We start from the raw sequence: 23,224 nt of genomic DNA on the forward strand, positions 1-23,224 counted from the left end.
GCAAAGCTTTCCATAGCGACCTATTGCGGTCGCCCAACAAATCGAAAGGCGGTTTTTCATTGAGTGAGGACTTCAAGGCAACTTTGCCGCCGCACCCGAACCCCAAGCAAAGGCGAGGTGCCGAGATCCCTTGCACTGAGTTGAACTGGAGAAGTCACAGAACAAGTCAATTCCCCTGCGCCAGCTTCAACGACCCAAGTTGGGCCAGTGCGGGTGGTGGTCGTCGATCACAAAGGGGTGCGAATGGCGCGTACCTTGCCCAATGGCTCCCACGACATGGGCATGTCCGTCAGGCAGATCAGCATGTTCGTGCTCAATCGAATCAGGGTCCTGAAGCGGCCAGACCAGTGTGGCCACCCAGACGGCCAATGCCGCAGCACTGCCCAAAACAGCAAAGGTCACGGGCATGCCAAAACGGGCACCCAACCATCCGGCCAAGGGATAGAGCAACAACCAGCACGCATGCGACAGCGCAAACTGAGCGGCAAACAGCGCAGGACGATCTTCTGGATTTGAAGACCGCCGCAACAAGCGCCCGGAGGGCGTCTGCGCGGTCGAATATCCCAAACCGAGCGCAAACCACAAGGCCATGAGCGAGGCATGCCCGACCACCAAGGTGCCCGCGAACATGCCCACGACCATGAACGCTATACCTGTCAGCATCACGCGCCGATCGGACAGTTTCTCCAGAAGACTGGGCAAGGCCAGCGCCGCCACCATGGACCCGGCTCCAAAGCCGGCCAACGCCAGGGCCACTGCGCTCTGGGTCAAACCGAATTTGCCTTGCACGATGACCACCGTGTTGACAAAAACCATGGAGCCTGCTGCTGCAACCGCCGCATTCACCGCCAACAGCCCGCGCAGCCGAGGTGTGGCCAGGTAAATTCGCAGGCCTCGCGTGGTTCGGTCGTAAATGCTGCGGCGCTTTGGAGTTGGATGCGCGGGCAAAACCACCGACACCACCAACGCGGCAGAAGCCAAGAACCCCACCACCGTGCCCGCAAACAGGTCGTGAAAGCCGATCACCGTCAGCAATGCGGCAGCCAGCATCGGACTGACAAGGCTCTCCATGTCGTACGCAAGGCGTGAGAGCGACAAGGCCTTTGTGTAATAAACCTCTTCTGGAAGGACATCGGGGATGGTGGCCTGGAAGGTGGGTGTGAAAGCGGCCGACGCGGCTTGCAACACAAAAATCAACACGTAGATTTCCCAGATCTGGGAAACAAATGGCAGCAGCAGGGCAACAGCCGCCCGGACCAGGTCCAGCGTCACCAGCATGGTGCGTCTGGGCAGGTGTTCGGCAAAGGCCGCAGCGACCGGTGCCACGCCCACGTAGGCGATCATCTTGATGGCCAATGCCGTTCCGAGGACCATCCCTGCGTTCTCGCCCGCCAAATCAAAGGCCAATAGCCCCAGTGCCACGGTCGCCAGACCGGTCCCGATCAACGCAATCACCTGAGCGGCGAACAAGTGCCGGTAGGTGCGGTTGGAAAGAATGGCCAGCATGTTTTTTGTCAGCGAATCGGCGGCCGGTATGCAAGAGCCGACAACTCAGAGGTACCGAGTGATTTCCTTGAACTCTTCCATGGAGTGCTGGTGCACTCCAGCAAGTGGTCCCACGAGATGCTCAAGGCAGTGGTCCAGATGGTCCTGGATCAGCGCCTTCTTGGCTTGCTGCACAGCCTTCTCCACCGCCTGCAACTGCTGAGCGATATCCAGACAGGGGCGGCCCTCTACCAACATCGCTATCGTGCTGTTCAGATGCCCATTCGCCCTCTTTAGGCGCTTGATGACGGCGGGGTGTGAAGCGTGAGTGTGTGGAAGTGTCATGGACATCATTATCCCCCCCAAGGGGATACTATAATTGCCTGCCTCACCCAAGAAACCCCATGACTCTTCGCTCCCACCCCCCAACACGGCCTACTTTGGCAGCATTGGGTATGCGGTGGCTGGTGCTCATGGTGATCATGTTCGGGACGGTCGTCTCATCGATTGGACTCACCAGCTCCCACGGTCTGGCCGCTATTGTTGAATCGCACCAATCTGCGCTGACCGCTCCTGAAGATCCTCACGGCCATGAACATGCAGATCAAGGGGTTGAGGTTTCGGAGACAGATGAGCGTGCAAGTGCAGAGCACCCTCACCACGCGATGGATCATTCGCACGACATAGCCCACCATCTGCCCCTTGCCTGGGGCAATGCATCGCCGCAACTTCCCCGCTGGGAAATCATGGTGCGGCCCTGGATTGAACTGGGGCAAGCCTACCGGCTGGATCGCCCACCGATGGGCTAAGGCGCTTCTCCTCACCGCCTTTGCGCTGCGCCTCGCAGCGCGACCATTTCTTTCAGACCATCGGAGTCTTTTTTATGAACAGCCTTGTTCACGACAGGCTGCCCCATTCGCCATGGGCGATCGGGCACCCCCGTCTTTTTTTGCTTTTTGCTTTCTTCATCTGCTTGCTGCTTAGCAGTGCAGAAGCCTTTGCCCACGCCGTGACAGCGGGCGACAAGGGCTATATCCAGGAAATCTCGGGTGTCAACCTGCTGCCCTTTATGTACCTGGGGGCTAAACACATGATGACGGGCTACGACCACATCCTGTTCCTGTTTGGCGTGATCTTTTTCCTGTACAGGCTGCAACACATTGCGATCTATGTGAGCCTATTTGCGATCGGTCACTCCACCACCATGATCCTGGGCGTGTATTTCAACGTCGGGATCAACAGCTACCTGATCGACGCGATCATCGGGCTTTCCGTCGTCTACAAGGCGCTGGACAACCTTGGCGCTTTCCAACGGTGGCTGGGTTTTCAACCCAACACCAAAGTGGCGACCTTGGTCTTTGGCCTGTTTCACGGCTTCGGATTGGCGACCAAGATCCTGGAGTACGAGATCTCCGCCGACGGCCTCGTGCCCAACCTGCTCGCGTTCAACGTGGGCGTGGAAATCGGGCAGCTGCTCGCATTGGCGGTCATCTTGATCGGCATGAGCTACTGGCGCCGCACACCCAGCTTCATCAAACACGCCTACACAGCCAACGTCGCCATGATGAGCGCGGGTTTCATTTTGGTGGGCATGCAGCTCACCGGCTATTTTGTGTCTTGAACACCCAAGGAATTTTCAACATGTACAACAGCGATACCCCTTCACAAGCCGAGCTGCCATCTTCCAAACAGCTTCTGCGATCCACCCTCCTTGCTGCCGTGTCCGCCGTGGTTCTTCTGGTCGCCGTCGTGCTGCCAGCCGAGTACGGCGTCGATCCCACCGGCATCGGCCGCGTCCTGCGCATGACAGAGATGGGCGAGGTCAAGCAACAACTGGCGGCAGAAGCCGCAGCGGATGCAGCAGGCGCACCAGCTGCAGACTCAACTGCAACCGAGGCATCAGTAATCGCCAACGCCAATGCGGCGCAACCAGCAACGAAGCCTGCACCAGCAAACACCGCGAGTGCTCCTGTCCAACCAGCGGCACCCAAGGAGGTGTGGCGGGACGAAATCCCCTTTACCTTGACGCCTGGTGAAGGAACGGAAATCAAGATGAAGATGGTTGCAGGCGCCAAAGCTCAATACGCTTGGGTAGTCAAAGGTGGCGAAGTCAACTTCGACACACATGGCGATGCGCCAGGCAAGTCCATCAGCTATGAAAAGGGCAGAGGCGTAGCTTCTGATGAAGGCGTTCTGGAGGCGGCATTCACAGGCAACCATGGCTGGTTCTGGCGCAACCGGGGTCAGTCGGATGTGCAACTGGTTCTTCGCACCCGTGGCGACTACAGCGAAATCAAAAAATGACGCAAAAAGTGGCGCAGATCGCTGCGCCACTTCGCTGTCCATAGTCCGAAAGACCGGTTTTTTCCAAAGATCATGAGTGGCTCCTCGTAGCCGAAAACGCTGGTACTGACCGACTTCACGCGGCTCCCATTGAAATCGGTCGCCCCGGCATCGCAGCAGAGGCGACCGCTGATGTCCCCTTCAGATTTCCGTTTGCTCGGAGATTTCGAGGGCGTCATCAACCTCGATGCCCAGGTATTTCACGGTCGACTCAAGCTTGGAGTGACCGAGCAGCAACTGCACAGCACGCAGGTTCTTGGTGCGCCGATAGATCAGTGTCGCCTTGGTCCTTCGCATGGAATGCGTCCCATATTCGGCAGGGTCCAGTCCCAGATCCTCTACCCAGTGGCCAAGAATACGGGCGTACTGCCGGGTCCCCAGGTGGGGTGAATCGTGGAGCCGGCTGGGGAAGATGAAGTCATCCGACTTCAGCGCAGCCTGCTTGATCCATGCCTGCAAAGCGTCTCGGGTAGCGGCCGTGATCTCGAACTGAACTGGGCGCTTGGTCTTGTGCTGCATGACGATGGCGCGTGTGGCCAGCTGCTCGCCATGACAGACGTCGCGGACTTTGAGCGCGACGAGGTCGCACCCTCGCAGTTTGCTGTCGATACCGAGGTTGAAAAGTGCGAGCTCGCGGACCCGCCCTTCCATCTGCAGGCGCACGCGCAACGCCCAGATGTCTTTCAGTTTGAAGGGTGCCTTTTGTCCAACGATCTTTCCCTTGTTCCAAGGCTCGTGATGGACGGTATTGCCGGTGGTTTCCATGATGGTCTCCCATCGAGTTGAGGGACACACAGCATGCGCCGGCGGGGCGAAAGGTCGTTGCTTTAAATCAAATGTCTGGACGATGCAGGTGGCTGGGCGGTTGGACCGTTTTTGAGCGGCTCAGGCGATTCGCGCTCTCGGCCAAACCCAGTCGGTGGGTCAACATCCCGATGGCGGTCAATCGTGATGGGTCATTTACCTTCTCTGTGAGGAATCCCGATAAAGCGAGGCACCTGCTTTGCGTAATCTTCATACTGCTGTCCGAAATGGCGTTCAAGCCATGGCTCCTCCAGAAATGGTGCCAGTAGGTAAAGGAGTGCCCAGATGGTGACCAATGGATAGACGGAAAGCGAGTGCGTGACCAGTGCAAGTCCAACTAGGCCGCAGATGGTGACGACGTAAATGGGGTTCCTGCTCCAGCCATACCAACCCGTTGTCTTAAGTGTGCCTGCTTCACCATGAGCATCGCGCCAACCCAGTTTCCTGGTGATGTAAAAGGCAAGGCCGAATCCAGAAACCAGAAGCACCCATCCGATGGCGAAAACGGGCGTTGGCAACGCTCCTGCGCTGCGATAGTCGATGACGCTCAAGATGCAGGTACCCAATACAAGCGCCCGGAAGGGCCACCAGAAAGCGTGATACTTCCACGTCCCCAGCTCATCTGGCGGCCAGATGCGGAGGTTTGTCCATCGCAGCGAAGAGGCTGACAACACCAAAAGACCGCCGCCACAGAAGAATGAAAAGATGAAAACTGCTGTAGTCACTTGGTAGGCCTGGCTCAACGCCCAAAATAGCCGTAAATGCACGGCGAAACGAACCTGCTCCATCAATGGTTCATCGAATACCCTTGGATGTGCTGGCAGCCCAATGTGCACCACCTCTCTACCGTCCCAATCGTATATCGATGCGCTGGCCCGCCCACAAAAAACCTCTTGGTACGTCCATCCGGTACGGGCAGAACTGAAAAGCGAACGCCTGCCTTCCCGTTATGCGATGGACCGCAACGGGTCGCTCGATGTGAAACAAAGCGTGCTCTCTCACAATGAGCCATTCAAATTGACCTTGCGGCACCCTTCCACTTCCAATCAAAGCCAAAGTTGACAACTCGGCTCTGAAGGGAGAGTAGCCGCACAAACGTAGGGAGTGGCTGCATTCAGAGCTTCACATGGCAAAGGGGCAATACCGTTCGCGGCTCCAATGTACTCAGACCGGTCCGTCGAAAAACAGTTGCCAGCGTCTTTGTTCTTGAACCCAATATTGGCGACGATCGACACTTCGGGATTGCCTTGGTGAAGTTGCTGTGTAGTTGACGATCGCCACCTCAGCTTGACGTGACCAGCGGAAAACTGAAACATTGCGCCATTGGGCTTGTGGGTCGGGCTCAGGGATGGTGCGCCTAGCGTCGACTTTGGATGACACATTGTGAAACGAACTGCTTTCGCGCCCATTGAAGTCTGCCGTTTGCAGCGCTTGCAACACCTGGTTATCACCGCGGGCGTAGGCCGTCTGCCATTGGGTGCACAAGGCCTGGAAGCTGCGCTGCTCAGCAGCCAGTTCAGCGGGTCGAACCCAGTTCACTTCGTCAGCAATGATGACCGGAGTGCGCCGGGTTTGCAGCACATCCATGAGGTAGGTCATGTCGTCATTGGCCAGCGCGACACAACCTTCGGTCGCATAGGGGCTGCGGTTATAGGCGACACGCGGTACGCCATGCAGCCAGATGCCGCTCCCGGTGCGCCCCAGGCGGCGGTCGTGCTCGTTGGGGTAGTTCAGCGGCAGTGCGCCGACGCCGTAAAGCTCATCAACTTGCTGATCATCCAGTCGGCTGGTGATGTGGTACACGCCCAGAGGGGTGCGCAAATCGCCTTCTAGTTGTTTGCCAAACCCGGCACGGCCTATGGAGGCATAGCTGCTGCGGATCAATTGCAGTCCGCCAGCCTGTTGCTCGAACACAAAAACCCTTGAGTGGCTGGCGTCCACCACCACCACATGCCGCACATTGCCGGCCAGCTCCAGCACCTGTTCCGGTACGGTTCCGGGTGGCGGCATCTCCTTGAGCGCGGCGAGTCGGCGATTCGCCTCCGCTCGGAGATTCTGCAGTTGTTCTCGAACCGCCGGAGGTCCATCTTTCACCGGAGCAAGGCCGGGCAAGGCGCCACTTTGTGCGATCAGCAGATCCCCGTAGACGAGTTGCCCCAACTGAAAGTCCGGCACATCCCGCACCAGCGCTTCGGCCAATGGCAGCGCATTTTTGTTGCCCGCTGCGATCGTCCGGTAAATTTCAATCAGACGCCCTTCTGGCGAGGAGCGCAACGAACCGGTCACCAAGGCCGGGATGCCCCTTGTTCTCGAGGTTGATTGGCTGCTTGCCTGTCCCAACGGTAAAACAAAAGTCCCGGCTGCCAACGCTGCATGCGAGAGTAGCGCCCGCCGGGTGGTGGAAGTATCAGGTGCCATATTCATGAAATACGGGTTGGCCCAAGTCATTGCGCACTGGCGAGAGCGACCGAGGTCGCCAGTTCAAACTGTTCGCGCATGAATTTGGCCGTTTGTTGAAAGCCGGGCTGACTGAAGGCTGCGGGGGTCGAGTTCGAAGTCTTGCTGGTGATCTGCGACGGGTTGGTCCGAACGCCCTTGACGAGGTATTCAAAGTGCAGATTCGGACCAGTCGCTGTTCCGGTCGAGCCGACCGCTCCGATGGTCTGGCCCTGCTGCACGCGCTGCCCTGCCTTGACCGAAATGCGCTCCATGTGGGCATACGCGGTGGAATTCTTGTCGGGATGGCGAACCACCACATAGTTGCCATAGCCCTCTTGCCGGCCAGCAAAGCTCACAACGCCTTCGGCCACCGTGCGAATCGGGGTTCCGGCCGGGGCGCCGTAGTCCGTACCCTTGTGCGCTTTTTGCCCCCCATAGACCGGGTGGATGCGAGGTCCGTATGAACTGGTGACCCTCGAGAAGGCCAAGGGCGAAGCCAGGTAGGTGCGTTGCTGACTCGAACCATCGAGGCTGACGAATTCGCCAGCCGTTCCCGGTGCCTGGAACCACATGGCTTGGTGCGTCTGTTGCCCGTTTTGGATTTCGGCGCCCAGCAGTTGTCCCGTGAACAGGATTTCACCATCCAGCTCGAATGCTTCATAAATCAGGCTGAAACGCGCACCACGCTGAAGACTGCGCTGGAAGTCGAGGTCGCCAGAAAAGGCCTCGATCGTTTGCGCGGCCACAGCATCTGGCACACCAGCCTGGTCGGTGCCAGCGTAGAACGAGGAACGGATGGAGAGCGATGCCAGCTTGACCAGTCGCCTGGGGGTGGGCTGTTCGAGTCGGGAAGCGTATACGCCGTCCCCTGCCTCCACCACCAGCCGGTTGACCCGCTGGCTGCTGGCATCCACCGAACGAACCGACAGAGATTTAAGGCGCCCTTGCGGTGTTCTAGTTGTAGTTTCCCAAGAGGTTGTTCACCCGAGGTGAAGGAAGATGGAGGTTCTGACATCTCCCAACTTTCTTCAGGATTCCTCGAATGAACACCCACAAGAATGCCTCATTGACGCCCAAAGGTCGAGCCCATTTGATGAAAGAAATCCAGCGCCTGGGTCTCAAGCGCGCCGCTGCGGCAGCTGGCTTGAGCGCTGGCACAGCTCGCAAATGGCTTCGCCGCTTTGGCCAGCAAGGCGCTACCGGTTTGATCGATCGGAGCTCTCGCCCTCATTCTTCGCCCCAATGCGCCTGCGCGCACAAGATTGAACGCGCGCTGGGTTTGCGAAAAAACCAACGTTTGACCTTTGATCGCATCGCCGAGCGCCTGGGCCTCTCACGCAGCGTTGTGGCACGCGCCTGCAAGGCCGCTGGCATGGGCAAGCTACCTCCCGTTGAAGGCACGCCACCCGTGGTGCGCTATGAGAAGGCCAGACCTGGGCAACTGCTGCACCTGGACATGAAGAAGCTCCCTCGCTTTCAACAACCCGGACACCGGGTCACAGCAGACCGCACGAAGAAGACGCGGCACGCAGGCTACGAGGTATTGCATGTGGCCATTGATGACCACTCCCGTGTGGGCATGTGCCAGATGTTGCCCAATGAGAAGGCTCACAGCGCATGCGCGCATTTGCTGGCAGCGCTGCGCTATTACAGGGCGCTGGGCGTTCGCATAGAAGCCGTGATGACGGACAACGGATCGGCCTACCGATCCAAACGATTTGCCAAGCTGCTGCGTCGTTTGAAGATCAAGCACCAGCGCACCCGGCCGTACACCCCTCGTACCAACGGCAAGGCCGAGCGGTTCATTCAAACGCTGCTGCGTGAATGGGCCTACGCCTATGTCTATCCCGACTCTGATGTGCGCGCCAGCGAACTCGCGCCCTGGATGCTCCACTACAACTTCAGCCGCCCACATGCGGCAACTGAACATCGCCCTCCCGCTTCTCGCCTTGGCTTCGCGGGGAACAACGTCGTGAGAAACTACATCTAGTGACAGACACCAGGTTGCCGGACGCGCCCGTGAGCAATGAACGTGATGTGGCGTCGCGGGCAAGAAAGGATTGCGCATCGCGATCTTCGACCCCCAGGCGCTTGAGCAAGGTCTGGAGGGTCTCATCGCGGCGAGTGAGCTGAGATTGGTGGATCGAGAAATCAGGGTTCTCCTCCATCAGATCCGGGAGGGCAAGTGACGAACCAAGGGGTTCCACCACCTGCCGAATCGGCCCCTGGGTCACATCGGGCAACGCCGGTGAGACACCAAAGGCCACGACGCCGGTGCCCAGCATCAGCGCACCCAAAACCGCCAGTGCGGGCCGCCGTGGGATGTGGATACGAGCTGTCAGAGAGAGCAATTTAACTGGATGCATGTAGGGGAAGGCCGGTGGCTGGAGCGTGGTTTGAATCGCCTCAGACGGCGGACAGAAGAATCTGGATGTCCGACGCGATCGTGGCGGCATCGGTTCCGTAGGGTGAGAACAATCGGACCCGTCCGGTGGTGTCGAAGATGTACTTACCCGCCGAATGGTCCACGGTGTAGGTGGACGGCGCCGATCCGGGAACCTTCTTAAAGTAGATCTTGAAATCCGCAGCGACGCGCTCGAGTTCTGCGGGCTCGGGCCGCAAGGCGATGAAAGCCGGGTCGAAGCTCGCCAGGTATTCCTTGAGCAGCGGTTGAGTGTCACGCTCGGGGTCCACGGTGATGAAGATCACCTGCAAACGGTCACCCTGCTCACCCAACAGGCGTTTGACCTCTGCCAGGGTTGTCATGGAGGTGGGGCAGACGTCCGGGCACTGGGTGAACCCGAAAAAGACCACCACGACTTTGCCTTTGAAGTCCGCCAAGGTCCGCAGGTTTCCGTATTGATCCTGGAGCCTGAAATCCCTTGCAAAGGCGGCACCTGTGACGTCGGTGCTTTTGAAAGACGGGACCTCGGGGGAGCAAGCCACCAGCACAGGGACACCGACCGCACCGGCCAACACCGCTTGCACAAACCGCCGACGATCAGTCAGAAGTTGACTTGGGTTGGTTGAAAACCGCAGGCCCATGTCACTTCCTCGCTTTGGCCACTTCTTCGGCCACGAGCGCCAGTAGCTGTTGATCGCCAAACGACGGCAGTCCACGACCGTTGACGAAAAATGTCGGTGTCTTGGTCACTTCCAACGCCGTCAGGTCTTCGATGTCTTGCTTCAGCACCGCATCGATGGCGGGGGTCTGCGCGTCGGCCTGAGCCTTGGCAATGTCCAGACCGGCCTCTTGCGCTGCACGGTACGCCAAATCGAGATTGGGTTTACCGTGATCGGCCCATTGAGGCTGGGCGGCCAATACCATTTCCAACACGGGCAGGTACTTGTCCTGCAGCTTGGCCGCCTCCAGCAGCTTGACCACCTGATCAGAACCCCCGTGGAAAGGGGCGTACCGGATCACCAGGCGCACATCGTTCGGGTACTGTTTCAAGATGTCCTTGACGATCGGATAGAACGCCCGGCAGGTCTCGCATGCAGGGTCGAAGAATTCGACGATGGTGACCGGTGCGTTGCGCGGACCAAAGACCGGAGAATGGAAGCGCACCAACCGGTTGTTCGCCTGAGCGCCCGGCTGGTCGCCTGACTGGCTGCGGGTCTCGTTGACGACCTCGCTGACTTTCTGCGCTTGCGAATTCTGGACCCGCTTCTGGTAGATATTCATGCCCAGAACAAAGAACAGCAGAACAATGGCGACCAGAGCGACAACAGTGATTTTTTTGGAGTTCATCGGGGTGACTTTCTGAGGTAGACGATGAGGAGGATTGCCAGCGCCATGAACGCGGCCAGAGACAGCCAGGGGATTTGCACGCCGTTGAGGATGTCGAGCTTTTGGTCCGCACAGGACACCCCGGCGCTGCAAGGCACCCAGGCCTTGGGGATCAGGTCCGCGACCAGCAAGGTGTGGTACGCGGCCACCGCCAGCCCACCCAGAGCCAGGGCGAGGGCGTAGATGGCGCCCCGCCGGTCATCGGTGAAGCAGGCGATCGCCAGAACGATGGAGATGGGAAACATGAAGATGCGCTGGTACCAGCACAGCACGCAGGGTGTCATGCCCATGACTTCACCGAGAAACAGCGCGCCCAGGGTGGCGGCGGTGGCGACCAGCCAGGCCAGCACCAGCAACGTCCACGACCGGGTCATGTTGGACTCTCCGTCCTGGAGGCAACAGGGCGAAAGGACAGCCAGATCCAGACCGCTGCGGCTATCACGATGAACACATCGGCCAGGTTGAAGGCGGGCCAGTGAAAACTGCGCCAGTGCAAGTCGAGAAAGTCCGTCACTGCCCCGTTGGCGATGCGGTCGATGAGGTTGCCACCGCCTCCAGCCACTATCAGGGCGCCAGCCACCCGCTCGATCGGCGCCACCCGGCGCGCGAGGCAGAAGAAGGTGATTGGAACGACCACCACGAAGCCGATGACGATGAAGAACACCCGCTGCCAGCCGCCAGCATCGGCCAGCAACGAGAAGGCCGCACCAGTGTTGAGCACGTGGACCAGGTTGAACCAAGACGTGACTTCAACCGCTGTGCCCAACGCAATGGTGCTGGCAAACCAGGCTTTGCTCAGCTGGTCGAGTGCCAGAAGAATGGCCACGGCGGTGAGCCAGGCCAGGCGGGGACGGCCCCGCCAAGGAGTTGCAGACATGAAAAGACCCTGAAAGAACGGACATCGCCAGCCGCACGGGCTGGCACGCTTCACAGGGATCGGGGAAAAGGTGCGGCAAAAAACGCTGCCGCCAAAGAAGCCGAACCCTGGTCAGGCCAGGGTGGGCCACTGCGGCCGTTCGGGCCGCTCAACGAAAAGACCGTCGGACCATGAGCGCGCCCGGGCTTGCGCTCGGGAACCTGTGTCGCTCAAGGAAAAAGGCAGGTCGCTCAGGAGGGCAAGGGCACCCGCATGACAGGTCACGCAGTGCGGGTGCTGCGCATGGGAATCACCGGCCTGATCCGTGGGGTCGGTCTGCAGCGACGCGCCTGCCACGCCAGCATGCAACGCCGCACAGGGCTCTTGGAGGCAGGGCGCGTCCGTAGTCGCACCGGCCCACTGCAAGGGCAAGCAGAACAGGAACAACAAGGCAAACAGACAGGCACGCATGGTGGGTTGATTGTAGAGGTACGCTTGCCAGGGCACTATCGACCGGAGCCGCCGCCCGCGCCTCGCGGCATCTCAAGCCCTTGGAACGCCCTGATCGTGGCCAGCAGCTCAGGCGCTACCGGCATAGGCCGAAACGCCCCGACGTTCGATCGGCCGGTGTTGCCCAGCGGCAGGCGGCCCAGCAAGTGTCCCAAAGGCACCAGCAACAGCCGCATTAGCTGACCATTCACTTCGGCCAGGTTGTGCGTCCGCCAGGCCAGCGCGAGCATCAGTCCATGCGTTTGCGCATGGGGGACCAACCTCGTCTGCCCGAGCACGTGCAGCGCTTCGAGCAAATGCCAAGCCTGCGTTAGATCCCTGCGATCAACCCGAAGATACGCCCCGCGCAAACGTTCGAAGGTGGGTGCGTCAAAAGCCACCGACGTTGTGGGTTCAGTGTGCATGGTCATGGTTTCTCAATTCATGATCGTGGGCCTTGATTTTTTGCTCCCCCAGTTCACCCCGCGCTTGCCTCAGCACTTGCCAGCCCCCATGCAGTGCCAGACCCGCCATCAACGCCGCCACCAGCAGGTCGGGCCAGGCGGTGCCGGTGCCAAAGACACCCAATGCCGCCAGAAATACCGCCACGTTGCCAATGGCGTCGTTGCGCGAGCACAACCAGACGCTGCGCATGTTGGCGTCGCCTTCGCGAAAAGCGTAAAGCAGCCAGGCCACCGACACGTTGGCCAGCAGCGCCAGCAGTGCCACCACACCCATGGTCGGCGCATCGGGCACACCGCCGTTCCAAACGGCCCACAGCGCGCTGGCCAAAACATAAACACCAAAGCCCATCATGCTGAGCGCTTTGAGCACGGCCGCCCGAGCCCGCCAGGCCAGCGCCGAAGCCAGCACAGCCAGCGAGACGCCGTAGTTCAACGCGTCACCGGCGAAATCAATGGCGTCGGCGAGCAGGGACAAGGAACCTGACCTGAAGCCTGCGCCCAGTTCGACCAGGAACATGGCGGCATTGACGATGAGTGCCACCCACAGAACGCGACGGTAGCGCGCCAGGTTGACGATTTGACCGGGGGCGGGGCATTCGTGTTCACAACAGTTGGAAGACATGGAAACTCCTTCAGAATGCTGCATTGGAAACCCTGGAGCCACTTCAGGGTCAAGCCCTTGGCCCATTCGAACGGAGAAAAGCACCATGCGCATCAAAGAACTCGCCCTGGCCACTGGCGTGGAAGCGGACACCATCCGCTACGATGAGAAACAAGGCCTCTTGCCCGAGCCGGCGCACCATGACAACGGCTACCGCGACTACGAGAGCACTCACCTGGAACGCCTAGCTTTCATTCGCCATTGTCGAGCGCTGGAGATGCCGCTTGCTGACATTCGTCGACTGTTGACGCGCTGGACGCGCCGGGCGAGCCGCACCCGGATGTGGACGGTCTGGTCCAGGGACAGATCGATAAAGGCAGGGCACGTCTCCAGAGTATGCGAGCGCTGGAGAAACAACTGGTGCTACTCAAGGCCAGTTGTGGCCGTTGTGACAACGATGGAACAGACTGCGGAATCCTCAAAGAATTGGTGGCGGCCGCCCATGGCGAGGCCTGCGCGTGCCATCCCCATCTTGCGCGCTGACCGACCATGACCACTTTTTTGCTTTACGTCGCCTCCGCGTTGGCCGAGATCGTTGGTTGTTATCTGCCCTGGTTGTGGCTGCGCCAAGGAGGCTCAGTTTGGTTGCTGCTGCCGGCAGTGGTCAGTCTGGCGCTGTTCGCCTGGCTGCTCACCTTGCATGGTGCGGCCACGGGGCGGGTGTACGCGGCCTATGGTGGCGTGTACATCGGCGCAGCCATCGCGTGGCTGTGGATAGTGGATGGTGTCCGACCTTCAGCCTGGGATGTGACCGGTGCGGCCGTGGCCTTGTTGGGCATGGGGATCATCGCGTTCCAGCCGCGCTGACCAGTTCAGCATCCGATCCGATCGACAGGGGCGGCAGATTCGCCGACAAATTGCAGTCAAAACTGTCATCGAAAGGCAAGCCTGCGGTCACCTTCTCACCACTACATTGGCCCTGTACACCGTACCACGTTGCATCACCCGATCAACGTGAAACTCTCAGGAGCAACCATGATTCGCAAGTTCAACATCCTCGTGCTTTCCTTCGCTGCAACCCTACCGGCTTTCGCCATGGATGCGGCTCAATCTGAGGCCAAGCAGACAGTCCCGCTGGTGAATGGAGAAACCCTGTACGTCTTCAAGGACGGAAAGATGGCAAAGGCCAATCGGTTTGGACGCACTGTATTCCTCAAACAGGGTGAGGTTGTCCAATCGGCCGGCGGGCAAAAAATCAGCACTGTAGGTAACGAAGTGGCACGCCTTGACGTCTTGGGACGCAAGGGACACGAGAACTGATCGCGACTTCCCCGCAGAAACAGCCACTCTGTCTAGGGGTGGCTTCTTTATTTGCGACGGATTATCACTGTGACAACAGCCAACATGGCCAGATAGTTGACCACCATGAACCATGGCGTGTTCCAGGCAATGCCGTCGAACCCCCAATAGGTCACCGGGTAGAGCACAGGGGACGGGTAAAAATCAGCCGAGTGTGTGAACACATCGATCAGGATGTGGGACCACCAGCCCAGCAATGGTATCCAGAGGCGTCTCAACCATACCCAGCAGGCAGTGGTGACCACACCGGCAACCAAGGCGCTGTGCATCACACAATGCAAATGGTGGGTCAGTAGCGTCAGTGCAGGCGGCATCGAGGGCTCATAGCCCGGCAGAGCATTGGCATAAGCCTGCAAGACGGACCAGCCATCGGACGTGACCAGTGCCAGGTACCCCAGAGGCAGCAACTGGACCAGGTCAGGCGCCACCGCCATACCGACCGCCAGGGCGGTAGTCCGATAGTCCAGGCGACGGTTCTGATGTACCCACGCGGCTCCGAGACCGACCCAGACCCCATGGGCAACAATGTCCATGATCAATGGCCCGGATGTGGAGCGCCGCTCTGAGTTGAGCCCGCTCGCAGGCGCAACGCATTGCTGATCACAGACGCGGAACTCAGGCTCATCGCCAGCGCCGCGATCATCGGCGACAGCAGCCAGCCGGTGAGCGGGAACAGCACGCCCGCCGCCAGCGGCACCCCCAGCGCGTTGTAAACGAAGGCGAAGCCGAGGTTCTGCTTCATGTTGGCCACGGTCGCCACCGACAGCGCGCGCGCCGTCGCGATGCCGCGCAGGTCGCCCTTGACGAGGGTGAGCTGGGCGCTGTTCATCGCCACGTCGGTGCCGGTGCCCATCGCGATGCCGACATCGGCCTTGGCCAGCGCGGGCGCATCGTTGATGCCGTCGCCGGCCATCGCGACGACCCGGCCTTCCCTCTGCAGCTTCTCGACCAGCGCCAGCTTGTCGGCCGGCTTGACCTCGCCATGCACTTCGTCGATGCCCAGCCGCCGGCCGACGGCGCGGGCCGTGGTCAGCCCGTCGCCGGTGGCCATGACCACGCGCAGGCCGGCCGCGTGCAGCGACTTCAAGGCTTCGGGCGTCGTGTCCTTGACCGGGTCGGACACCGCCAGCAGGCCCGCGAGCCGGCCATCGACCGCCAGGTGCATGACGCTGGCGCCTTCGGCGCGCAGCGCCTCGGCCTGCTCGGCCAGTAGCTCGACCTCGACACCAAGCTGGTCCATCAGCGCGGTGTTGCCCAGTGCCAGCGACCGACCCTCGACCTGGCCGCGCACGCCGATGCCGGACTCGGAATCGAAGTCCTTGGGTTTGGCCAGCGCCAGCCCCTGCTTGCGCGCCGCCGCGACGATGGCCGCGGCCAGCGGGTGTTCGCTGCCCTGGTCGAGGCTGGCGGCCAGGCGCAGCACTTCCGCGTCCTCGAACCCGTCGGCCGCGATGGCTTTCTCGAAGGCCGGACGGCCCTCGGTCAGCGTGCCGGTCTTGTCGACGATCAGCGTGTCGATCTTGCGCAGGTTCTCGATCGCCGCGGCGTCGCGGAACAGCACGCCACTGGTCGCGCCCTTGCCGGTGGCGACCATGATCGACATCGGCGTGGCCAGGCCCAGCGCACAGGGACAGGCGATGATCAGCACTGCCACCGCATTGATCAGGCCGAAGACCCAGCCCTGTTCGGGGCCGAACAGGCCCCAGGCGAAGAAGGTCAGCACGGCGATGGCGACCACCGCGACGACGAAGACGCCGGCCACCCGGTCGGCCATGCGCTGCATCGGCGCGCGCGAGCGCTGGGCCTGGGCGACCATCTGCACGATCTGCGACAGCACCGTGGCCGAGCCGACATGGTCCGCGCGCATGACCAGCGCGCCGCTGGTGTTCATCGTGGCGCCGATGACCTTGTCGCCGGCTCGCTTGCTCACCGGCAGCGGCTCGCCGGTCAGCATCGACTCGTCGAGCGCGCTGCTGCCTTCCTCGACCACCCCGTCCACCGGCACCTTCTCGCCGGGACGCACGCGCAGCCGGTCGCCGACATGGATGTGCGACAGCGGCACGTCTTCCTCGCTGCCGTCGTCCTTGATCCGGCGCGCCGTCTTCGGCGCCAGGCCGAGCAGCGACTTGATCGCGGCCGAGGTCTGCGAGCGCGCCTTCAACTCCAGGATCTGGCCAAACAGCGTCAGCGAGATGATCACCGCCGCCGCCTCGAAATAGACCGCGACGACGCCGTTGCTGACGAAGGCGGCCGGGAAGATCTGCGGCGCCACCGTGGCCACGACGCTGTAGACGAAGGCCACGCTGGTGCCCAGGCCGATCAGCGTCCACATATTGGGGCTGCGGTGGATCACCGACTTCAGGCCGCGCACGTAGAAGGGCCAGCCGGCCCACAGCGCGACCGGCAGCGTCAATACCAGCTCGATCCAGGTCTGCACGCCGGGCGCGAACCAGCCGAAGCGGTGGCCGCCCATGGCCAGGACCGTCACCGCCACGGTGAACGGCAGCGTCCACCAGAAGCGGCGCGAGAAGTCGGCCAGTTCCGGGTTCTTCTCGTCGTCGAGCGTGGGCATCTCGGGCTCGAGCGACATGCCGCACTTCGGGCAGTCGCCGGGATGGTCCTGGCGGATCTCCGGGTGCATCGGGCAGGTGTAGATCGTGCCGGCGGGTGGCGGCGGCTCGGCGGCAATTGGCTTCGCCTTGGCCGACGTGTAGCGGGCCGGGTCGGCGACGAACTTGCCGCGGCACCTGGCGCTGCAGAAGTAGTACGGTAGGCCGTCGTGCTCGACGTGGTGTTCGGAGTCCTTCGTAACCGACATGCCGCACACCGGGTCCTTCGGACCCCGGGAGCCCTCTTGATCGTGCGTGGCGGGCGAGTGGTGGTGGCCGTGGCCGGCGTGATCGTGCGAGGTGCGCGTGTCCATGGCTCACGCGTCCTTGTCGCCGCGCGGGCCGGGTGCCGATCGGTGATCGCTATGACCACCATGCCCACCATGGCCGTGGAACAGATGCATCAGCGGGCAGGCCAGCAGCAGCAGGTAGATCCAATTGCCGGCGACATGGCTCCAGTGCTGGCGCAGCAGGTAGAAGCCGCCGATCAGAGCGACCATCAGCAGCGCGAGCTTGAGCAGGCGGCCGACGCCGGGCGCGCGCCGTGCAACGGTCCGTTGTCCGTGATGGGTTGTCGTCATTTGTGTTCTCCTGTCGAATCCATCGGTGTGGCAGACACCGATGGATCCAAGATAAACCTTGACATCATGTAAAGGTCAAGGCCCGTCAGCTGGACACTCAGCCGCAGATTCAGCCCTTGTCCACCGCATCCCGGTCGAGCAAGGCCTTGCGCTCTTCGTACTGTTCGGGCGAGATCTCGCCGCTGGCCAGCCGCCGTTGCAGAACCTCAAGAGGTGTTTCGCGCGGCCGTCGGCGTTGCTCGCTCGGGCGACCCCAACCGTAGAAGACGAGCACGCCGATCAAGGTAATCCAGAAGATCCACCAGAACCCGTGCATGCCGCCCATGAAGAAACCGTTGTCGTAGAACATGTGCATCTCCTTCACTCCTGGGCACTGCCGGTTGCCTGGACCAGTGCCGCTCTCACCCGCTCCAGACGTCCGCGTACCTCGTGGGCGACGCGTGCGATTTCGGGGTTGCTGGTCATCTGCAGCACGGCCACTGGGTCCATGAACGCGACGCCGATCTGGCCATCAGGCTTTTCACGAACGACCACGTTGCAGGGCAGCAGAAGGCCGATGTCGGGCTCCGCCTCCAGGGCGCGGTGCGCGAGCGGCGGATTGCAGGCACCGAGAATCCGGTACGGTCGCCCATCGATCCCGAGCTTGGCTTTCATGGTGTCCTGCACGTCGATCTCGGTGAGAACGCCGAAGCCCTCGGTCTTCAGCGCATCGACGACGCGCGCGACGGCCTTGGCGAAGTCGGTATCGGTGATCTCGCAGTGAAAACCATAGGCGGTGGCCGTCCGCGGCGCCTGTGTGCTGGGTATGGTGGCCATGGTCGGTCTCCTCACTTTGTCGCCGGGACCGACTGCATGCGGTCCATCATCATCTCCATCATGCTCTGCATCATGTCCATGCGCATTTCCATCATTTGATGGCGCTGTGTCAGGTCCGGCGTGGCCGCGCCCGGGGCGCCTATCCCCTGCATGCCCGCCATGCCACCCATGGGCTTCATGCCTTTCATCATGTCCATGCCTTCTTGCATGGCCTTCATGTGTTCGACCATCAGCGCCTCGCGTTCGGCCGGTGTCTTGGCGGCTGCCATCTTGGTGTGCATTGCTTGCATCGTGGCCATGTGCTGCTGCATGTGCTGTTGCATCTGCGGCATCGACCACATGCCCATGGGCACACCGGCCTGGGGTGTGACTTGCTGGGTCGTGGTGCTGGCTGCCGAAGTGGAGGGGTGGTGCTGGGTGTGCTCTTCCGCTTGTTGTGCCGAGACGGCAAATGCCGTGCCGGCGACAGCTACGGCCAGAAGGGTTCGGATCAAGGTGGACATATCGATTCCTTATTTGAGGGAACGCATGGCGAGATGCCATGGGGTCACTGTAGGGCTCGACCCAGGTCACCAAGATGACCCGAAGATGACAACAACGTCAGGCTCAGCGTGGCGACTGCTGCAGGGCCTGGCGATTGATGTCGTCGTGGTGGCGTCGGGTCTCAGGTGACCACTGCGACTTGATCCAGGACAGAACCGCCACGATGTCGGCATCGCTGAGCGAATCGCCAAAGGCGGGCATGTTGGTGGCATAGTCGGGCATGCCAACGGCCTTCGCTACCCCTTGTTTGGTGATGCGAATCAACACATCGTCCGGGTGGTGCCAGGTGTGGCCGCTCCCGTCGTGAGGCGGCGCCGGCAAGCGGCCATCGGCACCCCGCTCCCGCCAATTCGTTTGCCCTTCCAGCTTCACACCATGGCAAATTGCGCACCGGGCCTGATAGATCTGCGCGCCTTGCTTGAGCATCGCAACGTCATCCGGGCGAAGCAGCCCGGCAGGAGCTGACTGGTCGAGGCCAGCTGATCGCGACCAAAAAAGGGCTGCGGCTACCCCAGCCAATGCCAGGAGAGCCGCAGCCAACCGGAGACGCTGAAAACTCAGGTTCACTTCGCCGGCTGGATGTCCGTCACCGTCATCTGACCGTTCTCATTCGTGACCATGAACTGAATCTTGGCCCCAACGCTGGTTTTGTCCAGCAAGGCCTTGTCCTTGGCCGTGAAGACCATGGTCATGCCGGGCATGTCCATGTGCTTGATTTCACCGTGCCTGATGGTGATCTTGCTGGCGTCCTTGTCAATCTTGCGCACCTCGCCGTCGGTCATGCCAGGCGCTGCCGCCATGCCCGTTTTCCCTTGGTCCATGTTCGTTTGAGCAAACACGGGGTTGATGGAAATAGCCGTAAGAGTCAGCGCGGTTGCGCTCAAAATCATTCGCAGTTTCACTTTGAATCCTTGTCGTTGAGTTGTTTTGACACCAATTGGAGGCGGCTTACTTGGCCGCCACCTCGACCTGGCCCTTCATGCCTGCCTCGTAGTGGCCCACATGCAGGCAAGCAAAGTTCACCACACCAGCCTTGGTGAAGCGCCAGATCACTTCGCCCTGCTTGCCAGGCTTTAGCGAAATTTTGTTGGCTTCTTCGTGCTCCATGCCCGGGAACTTCTTCATGACCTCGTAGTGCTCCATCAATTCCTTCTCTGTTCCAAGGCTGAATTCATGCGGCACTTTGCCAGAGTTCTTGATAACGAAGCGAATCGTCTCCCCCTTCTTCACCTTCAAGTTCGAAGGCGTAAAACGCATGCTGTCAGCCGCGTCCACCTCAATCGTGCGTGAGACATTTTTCACCACGCCTGGCTGGCCAATGGGCGATTCATCGTGGTGCCCACCACCATGGTTGCCAGCTGCAAGGGCGACAGACGCGACCAAGGCTGCTGCAGCGAAAACGAAGCCAGCGCGCGAGACAGTACCGAAGTTGTTGAATTTCATGAGATTTCTTTCAAGGTTGGGTTGGGAAACGGTGGAAAAAGCTGTGTTGCCGTGAGGGCATACGGGTTAGTGCGACATGCCTTTGCCGGTGGGCTTGATCGCCATGGCAGTGGCCGGCGTTGTGTCGCTGCTAGCAGCGGGACGCGGAGTCGGCGGGAGCGCACCATTCCATTCGTACGACACAGTGCCTTCGGGGAACTTGTAGTGACCCGGATTCTTGTAGTCGCCCGGTTTCTGGTCCTTGCGGACCTTGAAAACCGTGAACATGCCGCCCATTTCCAGCGGTCCGAACTGACCGGTACCGGTCATCATGGGCGCCGTGTTGTCGGGAATGGGCATCTGCATCTCGCCCATGTCGGCCATGCCGCGTTCGCCCATCAACATGTAGTCGGGCGCGACCTTCTGAATCTTCTTGACCAGACCGCGGTGGTCCGCACCAATCATGGTGGGCACATCGTGCCCCATGGCGTTCATGGTGTGATGGCTCTTGTGGCAGTGCATGGCCCAGTCGCCCTCCTCGTCGGCGATCAGCTCGATCTGGCGCATCTGACCCACGGCCACATCGGTGGTGACCTCGTACCAGCGCGTGCTGGGCGGGGTAGGGCCACCGTCGGTGCCCGTGACCAGGAACTCGTGCCCGTGCAGGTGGATCGGGTGGTTGGTCATGGTGAGGTTACCAACCCGGATGCGCACCCGGTCGTTCAAGCGCACATTGAGCGTATCGATTGCCGGGAACACCCGGCTGTTCCAGCACCAGATGTTGAAGTCCGTCATGGTGTTGATCTTGGGCGTCTTGCTACCAGGCTCCACGTCAAAGGCGTTGAGCAGGAAGCAGAAGTCCCGATCCACCTCACTGATGTGCGGGTGCTTGCCCTTGGGGTGGGTCACCCACATGCCCATCATGCCCATGGCCATCTGTACCATTTCATCCGCATGTGGGTGGTACATGAAGGTGCCGGGGCGCCGTGCCTCGAACTCGTACACATAGGTCTTGCCTACGGGGATGGCGCGCTGATTCAGACCGCCGACGCCGTCCATTCCGTTGGGCAGGCGCTGACCATGCCAGTGAATTGTGGTGTGCTCAGGCAGCTTGTTGGTCACAAAGATGCGCACGCGGTCACCCTCAACGACTTCAATGGTCGGCCCAGGACTCTGGCCGTTGTAGCCCCACATGTTGACCTTGAAGCCAGGCGAGACTTCGCGAACCACGGGTTCGGCCACCAAATGGAATTCCTTGACGTTGTTGTTCATGCGCCAAGGCAAGGTCCAGCTGTTGAGGGTCACCACGGGGTTGTACGGGCGACCGGTTGTCGGGATCAAAGGCGGCGCCGTTTCCACCGACGTCTGCATGACCGGCTCTGGCAAACCCGCCAAGGCGGATCGCGCCACGGCCAGGCCGGCCACGGAGGCTGCGGCACCTGCAAAAAACTGGCGCCTGGAGTTGGTATTGGAATTGGTTTTGGTCATGTGTTGTGTCCTTTCAATGCGCTGCTGCTGCCGGGGCATCGCCTCCGGCGCCCCCCAGACTCACAAAACTGGCGGGCTCTCCGCCTTGCAAGACCCACTGAAGATCGGCTTCGGCGAGCCAGAAGTCGCGTTGTGCGCTGATGGCATCAACCGTGGCCTGGGACTGGTTCTGTACTTCGTCCAGCAGGTCCCATACGCTCTTGAGCATGCCGTTGTAGTGCAGCACCGTCTCTTCGGTGATGAACTCACGGGTTTTCAGAATCTCTCCCTGGCTGTCTTGTGCCAAGGCGTGGGCAGCCCAATAGACGTTCATGGCCGACTTCGACAGAGCACGATTGCGCAGGCCTTCGGCACCTGGCAAGTGGTTGCGAACCGCTTCGGCGCGCTTCTGCAGTTCGTCGAGTGTCGTGGGTTGCACCGGGATGGCCGGCAGCTGGTCCGGCAACTCAAAGCCATCTTGCAGGCCTGTTTGCCCCATCGTCTTGACCAAAGCGGCCTGCGCCTGAGCGGCGGCTTGCTGGGCTCGCCGCAAATTCATGCGTGCGTTGGATGCCGCCAGTTGAACGGGGGACAGTTGCAGTTTGCTCCAGTTGCCCACCGTCACCATGCGCTGTCCCAGCTCAAAGGCCGCCTGCGCGGCTTCGAGCATGTCACGCTGGTGCTTCAACACCTGTTGGGCTGCCACTGCCTCGATCCAGGCTTTACGCCCCACCGCTGCCACCTCCAGCACCTCACCGGCGTCCTCGACACGACGTTGAAGGCTGGGGTCGAGTTCAGTCCAGCGGCCTTCAGCGATCAGCTGTTCGTTTTTTGGACCCAGCCGAGCCAACGGACGGGCCAGATCGCGGTGCACCATCCAGGCCATCCGGACCGCTGTGTCCGCGGTGGGGATGGCTACACCCGGGGTGCTTTCTGGAGTCGGGGTGGCGGTACTGGCATTGGCCTGCTCCCATTTGAGCACGTCAACATGGCCGCGCTTGAGCGCCCCCACCGCGTCGTTGGCGCGACGCCAGTCGGCCTCCTGTGTCGAGCTGGCGGTCTGCGCAGCCAGCGCAAATGGAAGGGCCAACAGGCCCGCCACCAGCACCTGGCTTGTGGCTCGGTAACTGAACAAAGATTTCACTGCTATCGCTCC

The 23,224-nt window shown here is 60.9% G+C and carries 30 protein-coding genes; 7 read left to right on the top strand and 23 right to left on the bottom strand.

Annotated features, from left to right (window positions below; translation table 11 throughout):
- Positions 1-186: 186 nt before the first annotated feature.
- Positions 187-1,506 (bottom strand): MFS transporter, encoded by a 1,320-nt coding sequence (locus AC0GNR_RS06570; RefSeq protein ID WP_472900163.1) that lies wholly within the window; start codon positions 1,504-1,506, stop codon positions 187-189.
- A 45-nt stretch (positions 1,507-1,551) separates the two neighbouring features.
- Positions 1,552-1,830: a metal-sensing transcriptional repressor gene (locus AC0GNR_RS06575; protein WP_472900164.1), complete on the bottom strand. Its 279-nt coding sequence runs from the start codon at positions 1,828-1,830 to the stop codon at positions 1,552-1,554.
- 128 nt (positions 1,831-1,958) lie between these two features.
- Here AC0GNR_RS06575 and AC0GNR_RS06580 point away from each other — a divergent pair, with 128 nt between their 5' ends.
- From AC0GNR_RS06580 to AC0GNR_RS06590, 3 genes are all read left to right on the top strand, one after another.
- Positions 1,959-2,294, top strand: a complete 336-nt coding sequence (locus AC0GNR_RS06580; RefSeq protein WP_472900165.1) for a hypothetical protein — start codon at positions 1,959-1,961, stop codon at positions 2,292-2,294.
- Between the two features lie 164 nt (positions 2,295-2,458).
- On the top strand, positions 2,459-3,106 hold the full coding sequence (locus AC0GNR_RS06585; protein WP_472900166.1) for a HupE/UreJ family protein: 648 nt from the start codon (positions 2,459-2,461) through the stop codon (positions 3,104-3,106).
- 20 nt (positions 3,107-3,126) lie between these two features.
- On the top strand, positions 3,127-3,789 hold the full coding sequence (locus AC0GNR_RS06590) for a transmembrane anchor protein (protein ID WP_472900167.1): 663 nt from the start codon (positions 3,127-3,129) through the stop codon (positions 3,787-3,789).
- Between the two features lie 180 nt (positions 3,790-3,969).
- Here the strand turns inward: AC0GNR_RS06590 and AC0GNR_RS06595 are convergent, their stop codons facing one another.
- The 4 genes from AC0GNR_RS06595 to AC0GNR_RS06610 all read right to left on the bottom strand — a co-directional run bounded on the left by AC0GNR_RS06595 (position 3,970) and on the right by AC0GNR_RS06610 (position 7,985).
- Positions 3,970-4,593 carry a tyrosine-type recombinase/integrase gene (locus AC0GNR_RS06595; protein WP_472900168.1) on the bottom strand — a complete coding sequence of 208 codons (624 nt, stop codon included), beginning with the start codon at positions 4,591-4,593 and terminating at the stop codon, positions 3,970-3,972.
- A 191-nt stretch (positions 4,594-4,784) separates the two neighbouring features.
- A complete protein-coding gene (locus tag AC0GNR_RS06600; protein ID WP_472900169.1) occupies positions 4,785-5,420 on the bottom strand; it encodes a methyltransferase family protein in 636 nt (211 codons plus the stop codon).
- Positions 5,421-5,796: 376 nt separating this feature from the next.
- Positions 5,797-7,080: a L,D-transpeptidase family protein gene (locus tag AC0GNR_RS06605; protein ID WP_472900170.1), complete on the bottom strand. Its 1,284-nt coding sequence runs from the start codon at positions 7,078-7,080 to the stop codon at positions 5,797-5,799.
- Positions 7,077-7,985, bottom strand: a complete 909-nt coding sequence (locus AC0GNR_RS06610; RefSeq protein WP_472900171.1) for a peptidoglycan DD-metalloendopeptidase family protein — start codon at positions 7,983-7,985, stop codon at positions 7,077-7,079. The genes AC0GNR_RS06605 and AC0GNR_RS06610 overlap by 4 nt, the downstream gene beginning before the upstream one ends.
- Positions 7,986-8,113: 128 nt before the next feature.
- On the opposite strand from AC0GNR_RS06610, the gene AC0GNR_RS06615 reads away from it, so the two are divergent.
- Positions 8,114-9,061, top strand: coding sequence for an IS481 family transposase (locus AC0GNR_RS06615; protein ID WP_472900172.1), 948 nt, complete (start codon positions 8,114-8,116; stop codon positions 9,059-9,061).
- A gap of 416 nt (positions 9,062-9,477) precedes the next feature.
- On the opposite strand, the gene AC0GNR_RS06620 is transcribed toward AC0GNR_RS06615, so the two are convergent.
- The 6 genes from AC0GNR_RS06620 to AC0GNR_RS06645 all read right to left on the bottom strand — a co-directional run bounded on the left by AC0GNR_RS06620 (position 9,478) and on the right by AC0GNR_RS06645 (position 13,292).
- Positions 9,478-10,116, bottom strand: coding sequence for an SCO family protein (locus AC0GNR_RS06620; protein ID WP_472900173.1), 639 nt, complete (start codon positions 10,114-10,116; stop codon positions 9,478-9,480).
- Position 10,117: 1 nt separating this feature from the next.
- On the bottom strand, positions 10,118-10,822 hold the full coding sequence (locus AC0GNR_RS06625) for a DsbA family protein (protein WP_472900174.1): 705 nt from the start codon (positions 10,820-10,822) through the stop codon (positions 10,118-10,120).
- Positions 10,819-11,235 (bottom strand): disulfide bond formation protein B, encoded by a 417-nt coding sequence (locus AC0GNR_RS06630; RefSeq protein ID WP_472900175.1) that lies wholly within the window; start codon positions 11,233-11,235, stop codon positions 10,819-10,821. Before AC0GNR_RS06630 ends, AC0GNR_RS06625 begins: the two co-directional genes overlap by 4 nt.
- A complete protein-coding gene (gene lspA / locus AC0GNR_RS06635) occupies positions 11,232-11,738 on the bottom strand; it encodes a signal peptidase II (RefSeq protein WP_472900176.1) in 507 nt (168 codons plus the stop codon). The genes AC0GNR_RS06630 and lspA overlap by 4 nt, the downstream gene beginning before the upstream one ends.
- Positions 11,739-12,223: 485 nt before the next feature.
- Positions 12,224-12,637 (bottom strand): DUF3703 domain-containing protein, encoded by a 414-nt coding sequence (locus tag AC0GNR_RS06640; protein ID WP_472900177.1) that lies wholly within the window; start codon positions 12,635-12,637, stop codon positions 12,224-12,226.
- Positions 12,621-13,292: a cation efflux transmembrane domain-containing protein gene (locus tag AC0GNR_RS06645; RefSeq protein WP_472900178.1), complete on the bottom strand. Its 672-nt coding sequence runs from the start codon at positions 13,290-13,292 to the stop codon at positions 12,621-12,623. The genes AC0GNR_RS06640 and AC0GNR_RS06645 overlap by 17 nt, the downstream gene beginning before the upstream one ends.
- A gap of 85 nt (positions 13,293-13,377) precedes the next feature.
- Here AC0GNR_RS06645 and AC0GNR_RS06650 point away from each other — a divergent pair, with 85 nt between their 5' ends.
- The 3 genes from AC0GNR_RS06650 to AC0GNR_RS06660 all read left to right on the top strand — a co-directional run bounded on the left by AC0GNR_RS06650 (position 13,378) and on the right by AC0GNR_RS06660 (position 14,591).
- Positions 13,378-13,824, top strand: coding sequence for a MerR family transcriptional regulator (locus tag AC0GNR_RS06650; protein ID WP_472900179.1), 447 nt, complete (start codon positions 13,378-13,380; stop codon positions 13,822-13,824).
- Complete coding sequence (locus AC0GNR_RS06655; protein WP_472900180.1) at positions 13,821-14,138, top strand: YnfA family protein; 318 nt, start codon at positions 13,821-13,823, stop codon at positions 14,136-14,138. Before AC0GNR_RS06650 ends, AC0GNR_RS06655 begins: the two co-directional genes overlap by 4 nt.
- Positions 14,139-14,306: 168 nt before the next feature.
- Positions 14,307-14,591, top strand: a complete 285-nt coding sequence (locus AC0GNR_RS06660; protein WP_472900181.1) for a CopK family periplasmic copper-binding protein — start codon at positions 14,307-14,309, stop codon at positions 14,589-14,591.
- 47 nt (positions 14,592-14,638) lie between these two features.
- Here the strand turns inward: AC0GNR_RS06660 and AC0GNR_RS06665 are convergent, their stop codons facing one another.
- From AC0GNR_RS06665 to AC0GNR_RS06715, 11 genes are all read right to left on the bottom strand, one after another.
- Positions 14,639-15,163 carry a hypothetical protein gene (locus AC0GNR_RS06665; protein ID WP_472900182.1) on the bottom strand — a complete coding sequence of 175 codons (525 nt, stop codon included), beginning with the start codon at positions 15,161-15,163 and terminating at the stop codon, positions 14,639-14,641.
- Between the two features lie 2 nt (positions 15,164-15,165).
- Complete coding sequence (locus AC0GNR_RS06670) at positions 15,166-17,553, bottom strand: heavy metal translocating P-type ATPase (RefSeq protein WP_472900183.1); 2,388 nt, start codon at positions 17,551-17,553, stop codon at positions 15,166-15,168.
- Between the two features lie 3 nt (positions 17,554-17,556).
- Positions 17,557-17,820, bottom strand: coding sequence for a DUF2933 domain-containing protein (locus tag AC0GNR_RS06675; protein WP_472900184.1), 264 nt, complete (start codon positions 17,818-17,820; stop codon positions 17,557-17,559).
- A gap of 109 nt (positions 17,821-17,929) precedes the next feature.
- Positions 17,930-18,169, bottom strand: coding sequence for an SHOCT domain-containing protein (locus AC0GNR_RS06680; protein ID WP_472900185.1), 240 nt, complete (start codon positions 18,167-18,169; stop codon positions 17,930-17,932).
- An 11-nt stretch (positions 18,170-18,180) separates the two neighbouring features.
- Positions 18,181-18,636, bottom strand: coding sequence for a DUF302 domain-containing protein (locus AC0GNR_RS06685; RefSeq protein WP_472900186.1), 456 nt, complete (start codon positions 18,634-18,636; stop codon positions 18,181-18,183).
- Between the two features lie 11 nt (positions 18,637-18,647).
- Entirely contained in the window at positions 18,648-19,139 is a 492-nt protein-coding gene (locus AC0GNR_RS06690) for a hypothetical protein (protein WP_472900187.1), read from the bottom strand.
- Between the two features lie 103 nt (positions 19,140-19,242).
- Positions 19,243-19,605, bottom strand: a complete 363-nt coding sequence (locus tag AC0GNR_RS06695) for a c-type cytochrome (protein ID WP_472900188.1) — start codon at positions 19,603-19,605, stop codon at positions 19,243-19,245.
- A 137-nt stretch (positions 19,606-19,742) separates the two neighbouring features.
- Entirely contained in the window at positions 19,743-20,069 is a 327-nt protein-coding gene (locus AC0GNR_RS06700; protein ID WP_472900189.1) for a copper-binding protein, read from the bottom strand.
- A gap of 58 nt (positions 20,070-20,127) precedes the next feature.
- Positions 20,128-20,622: a cupredoxin domain-containing protein gene (locus AC0GNR_RS06705; protein WP_472900190.1), complete on the bottom strand. Its 495-nt coding sequence runs from the start codon at positions 20,620-20,622 to the stop codon at positions 20,128-20,130.
- Positions 20,623-20,688: 66 nt separating this feature from the next.
- Positions 20,689-22,089, bottom strand: a complete 1,401-nt coding sequence (locus AC0GNR_RS06710; RefSeq protein ID WP_472900191.1) for a multicopper oxidase family protein — start codon at positions 22,087-22,089, stop codon at positions 20,689-20,691.
- Between the two features lie 13 nt (positions 22,090-22,102).
- Entirely contained in the window at positions 22,103-23,212 is a 1,110-nt protein-coding gene (locus AC0GNR_RS06715; RefSeq protein ID WP_472900192.1) for a hypothetical protein, read from the bottom strand.
- Positions 23,213-23,224 lie beyond the last annotated feature (12 nt).

The sequence above is a fragment of the Hydrogenophaga sp. LT287 genome (genome assembly GCF_055702805.1).